Genomic DNA, 5,343 nt, shown 5'->3' with positions numbered 1-5,343 from the left:
ACTTTACGTTTGTCTTTGACACCTTTTGAATCAACATTCATTTTAATCGTTACTGGCTCTACAAAGGTAGTTAGCGCCTCTACCTTACCATTTTTCTCAACAGAAATGGTAAAGTCATAAACGTCTGACAAGAAAGTTTGTGAGGTGTCGACTTTTGGTGTACTACTTTGATTTTTCGGAACTACTTTTAAGGTAATTGTTCCAGTCGCTTCTTCGGCTAATTGTTTCACCACTGAAGATGGGAGATCTAAAGTAATTTCTTTTGTTTGTACAGTTAGACCTTTTTGGTCTTCACCTACCATACTGAGAACAGCAGGAGAAACTTTTAATTCAAGCTCATCATTTGATGGATAAGATAATGTCACCTTATCTTTATCTGTTATTGCCTGTTTGATGTCTGATTCATTTACCCAAACGACCGTACTTGGGGATGGTGTTACTGGGGCACCTCCACCTGTGTCACCTATCGGATCCGATGAACCGTTTTCACTAGATGAAGATTCCGTTTTGAATGTCACTACAAAGTCTGATTCGTCTTTAATCGTTTGGTCTTTGTTCGAATCAAGTGATTTTCCAGCATAATCTACTAAGTCTTTACTGACCACAAGTTTATAGTTTTGGCTTTCTTTTAGGGTAGTTTTCGGTTTTAGAACAACTGTTTTGGATAATCGTTTTGTTGGATCTTCTTCGAACCAACCACTTTGCCCATTACTATCTTCTGCTCCTGTCTTGTCAGCAGGAACCTCTTTATAACCTTTATAGTTTTCGAATGTAAATTCTACATCTACTACTGTTTCTTGACCATTTGTTCCAACTTCGAACAGTTGAATAAGTTGCTCCATGTTTTCTTGATTCATTAATCGGTCAAATTTCACGGTAATCGTAGTATCGATTTTCACGTCTGTTGAGTTATTACTTGGTGTGACTGATTCGACTACTGGATACCCTTTTCTTACCATCGGGACATTTAATTCTGTTTCTGGTGGTGGCACCGTTACCACACGTGAAATATAGTCTTCATAGCCTTCCTTAGTGAACTTAACTCTCCACTCACCAGCTAAAACGTCCCATCCGTATCGACCTTGTTCATCAGTTATTTGTGGATTAATTTGTCCGTATTTGGCTGCATCCCAATCTAGCCAAGTTCCATCTAGTTTTTCTTGTACAATTGCTTGAACCCCTTCAAGTCGATTATCCATACTTCCTTCAAACACATAACCAGATGGGTCAATTAATACTAGAACTTCCATAAGTGGAACAACGAATTCCCCACTACTTGTTTCAACTACTAATTCGAATAATTGTTCACCAGAAGAACGCCATTTTCCTAGCTTTTCCCCATCAAAGAAATACGTATTGTTTCCTTGGTTAGTCATTTCATAATCTTTACCTAAGAAACGAATAGACGCTTTCAGTACTTCTTTGTTGAACGTCACCGTTGTGTCAAGTGGAGTTGTTTCTACAATAGCAAACGTTGCCACATTTGTGTCTGGATTTAAAGAAACTTCTCCGTTCCACCCTGCAGATACTTTTACATCCGTGATTTGAGGTAAATCTGGTGTGTATTCAATTGTTACAGGGGCTGTTGTAAACGATTCGTTTTTATCAATAATTTTTGCAGTTACTTGGAATGTCTCAGCTTCGTCAATGTTCTTAATTGGTAATTCCACTTCACCATACCAATAACGATAATTAGATGTCGCTTGTTCAGCCAATACTCCATTCACGTATACTTCCACATTGGTTCCAGGTTTAGCGCTTCCATATATTTTTACTTTTTTGGTTGATACTTTTGAAGGAGCGTTAATCGTACCGTTTAAAACTATTGTTGATGCGGACAATAATTCGCTCAAACGTTTTTCGTCTTTATTAACGATCTCAGCGGTAGAAAAGATAACGTCTTTTTCCGTTTTATTTAAGGTAGCCTCAATTAATAAGGATCCATTTTCTCCGTCTTTTACCGTTCCGAGATCAACTATCACAGTTTGCCCATTTTGTTGTAATGTTACTTCTTTTCCATTTAAGATGCCTTTATTTGTTGACAATGTAAGAGCGTCGTCTAGGGAAATCTTGATGATAGCGTTATCAACCTGACCATTACCATTATTTTGGTATTTTATACGGTACTTGACATTCTTTCCTTGTACAACTGTATCTGCTGATGAAATAAGTTCGTTTCCTTCACCAGTAAAATCCCCAGTTGCCAATTGCTTTAATTGATACGTACCGTTTAATTTTGCTTCAAATTGTTGTATCGGATAATCCCAATGGTTAATTTCATACGTATAAGATGTGTCAGCGTCTAGTCCTCGAATAGAAAATTGTCCATTTTGGTCAGTTCGTGTGAACGAGATATATTGATCATTTTGATACACATATACATAGGCTCCACTTAGTGGCTCATTGTTTTCATTTACGACCGTTCCTTGGTAAGCAACATCTTGTTTTAATTGGATCGTACCCACATCTTGTTGATCTCGTTCAACATCCATAACCATTTTCTGTGCATTTTTCGCTTCAATGTACAACTTGACCGCTTCATTAACAGGTACACTGAATACAGTAAAGGAGCCATCGGATTGAACTTTTGCTCCATAATAGTTAAATTCGGAATCCATAGCATATACGTATGGTTCGATTAACGTTGAACCAGATGGTGCAATCAGTTGACCTGTTATATTCCGGCCTTTTTCTAATTCCACATCAATTACGTTTTCTTCGTTTGCTTTAATTTGTACCGAATGTTGATAGTAATGGATATACCCCTCTTTATTGATAGAAAGGAAATAGTCATCAGCTGCAATTAAACCACTTAATACAATTTTTCCATCTACAACGTTTTCATTTGATGTATGGTACCAAAACTCTTGAGAAGGACTGTATAAATATACGTTGTCTATCACCAATGAATCTTCAGGTAATATACCATTAACATTGAGGGTTACATCTGCAATTTCTACACCAGGGATTGTTTTCACAGGTAGTTTAATTGGATCCGCAGAATAATCAATCTCTTCATCCGGAACTTCAATTGTTAAGTTCGTATCTAAATAAATCCCTTTTCCTTGAATAAAAACGTTGTAAACTCCAGGGTACATGTTCGGAACCGTTAGTGTAGCTCCGTTTTCACCTTTTTTAGTTTGTTTTCCATAAAAATAATGCTGGTCGTCTGTTATTCGTACGTAAAGATTTTCTTGAATTGGTTGGTCATTTTGATCCACTAGCAAAAATGTGACATCTTGGACGTTGACTTCACTTAAATCTTGTTTGACTTCAAACGTATCACTAATTTCCTTTGTTTCACCATGAAAAGGAAACTTTAAGGTGAGGGTGTATTTTCCTTGTTTTAAATTTGCTAGTTTTGTAGAAATATAATTAAAGAAAGATTCTTCTTCCTCAAAAATAATATTCCCCTCTTGATCGCTAACAACGATAACCCCTTTTTCAGGATAGATGTGTTCTAACCGAAAACCATTACTAATAATTTTTGTTTCAGCAAATATATAATAGAAATTATCATCAGGATCTGCATAGCTAGATTTTATTTCCATATCTATTTCGTCAATTTCGTGATCCGGAAGAGTAATGCTAGATAGGTCTTTGTTTAATTCCATTCTCCATAAATAATAAACGTTATCTTCATATTGTTCAGTAAAGGATAAAGACGCTTTTTCAACGTTTGTAATTAATTTTGAAAACTTCCCTTTAAAGTTATATACACTAAAACCATACCATACGTTAGATTCAAGTGTTTCAAGCGAAAAAGAACTAATCCGTTGTTCATTATGACCTTCTATATCAAATTCCCTTGCATTCACATTTACATCAAACAATGAAACTTTCTGATCATTTGTAAAAGTAAACGTTTTACCAACGTAATAATATTCTCCATTGCTATTAATACCTTCAAAAAATATTTTATATTCTCTATTAGGTTCTAAATATACTTCACTATTTGGATTATCTGCATAAATTGGTACCTGTAATTTGTTCTCCACATCTAACACAAAATATCTACTATTTACAAAATCGGTAGATGATGTTAATAATGAAATTTTTACTGAGTCACTTTTATATTGGAAAGTATACGGTTGATGTAGCTCATCACCTTTAAATTCTCTAACTTCATGGTAATAGCCAACAAACTTGCCGTGAGCATCAAGTAATTTAAAAAAAATACTTAAAGTATATGATTTTTCTGGGTGAATAGCTTTTAAATCTTCTAGTATACTATGAGGATGTAAAAAATGGTTCCACCACTCTTCTTCATTACTCTTTACTATTGCCACTTCAAATTCCGCTGTCATTTTATCAGGTAAGTTCGTTAGGGTGAAATGATCTGTGTTGGAATTTGCTTGAACATGGAGGGTGGAAAGATTAGAGGAAATCATGCTAAATAATAAAAGCATAATAATGACAAATTTCATATACTTCGATTGACCCAAATAAATTCACTCCTTTTTCTTTATTTTTAAGTAAATATTACCAAGTATATTTTTACCATATACTAATCATTTTTTCCAACACTTTTTTACTAAATATTTTATAAAATTTATAATAATACCATAATTTCGAGTTTTATACTTATAATTTAAAAGGGCTGTCCATATGGTTAGGGACAGCCCTTTTAGGGTTTCGAGAGATTAAAACTCTCCTAACTTATCAAGTAACCGGTACAACATGACGGCTGCTTCGGCACGGGTGGTGTCGGCTTTTGGATCGAAGATGTTGCCAGCACGTCCTTTGATGATGCCGAGTGCTGCTGCTTGGAGGACAGCTGTTTGGGCGTAGTCGTTGACTCTTGCTTGGTCGGCAAATGGACGGTCAAGCTTTAAGCCGGTTAATAGTTCTGGTTGTTTGTAGTCAATGGCGCGGACAATCATCGCGGCCATTTGTTCGCGTGTGATTTCTTCATCTGGGTTGAAGTATCCTTTTAAGTCACCCTTGATGATGCCTGTACGATAAGCAGCTTCAACGTGTTGAACGGCCCATGCTTTTTTCTCCGTCACATCTGGGAAGATGCCTTTGTACTCATCAAGCGGAATATTGAGCGCTCGTACTAATAGGACCGCAAACTCTGCACGAGTGAGCTTTTGTCCTGGTGCGAACGTGGTGGCTGTTTTTCCGCTTGTGATGAGGCGAGAGGCAAGGACTTCAATTTCGTCTTTTGCCCAGTGAGATTTTACATCAGTAAACGTTTTGTCTAATGCAAGAACGGCATATTTGGAGAAGTGGTTGGTTTTGAAGGTTACCGCTCCGTTGTTATACGTTCCACCAACGTATTCCCACTTGTTTGTTTTTTCGTTTAAGTAGAACGCTGCTACTTTACGTTTGTCTTTGACA

General features: G+C 36.3%; 2 protein-coding genes. Both read right to left on the bottom strand.

Translation table 11 applies throughout. From position 1 onward, the window contains the following. A partial coding sequence (locus ABES52_RS16775) for a carboxypeptidase regulatory-like domain-containing protein (protein ID WP_429652462.1) occupies positions 1-4,445 on the bottom strand: 4,445 nt, incomplete at its 3' end. Between the two features lie 198 nt (positions 4,446-4,643). After that, on the bottom strand, positions 4,644-5,343 hold a 700-nt coding region (locus ABES52_RS16770; protein WP_429652461.1), incomplete at its 5' end, for an S-layer homology domain-containing protein.

The organism is Aeribacillus pallidus, from assembly GCF_050478865.1.
GTDB lineage: Bacteria > Bacillota > Bacilli > Bacillales > JACDOC01 > JACDOC01.
Note: the sequence above shows the minus strand (reverse complement) of the source record. Positions and strands in the feature narration are given on the sequence as shown.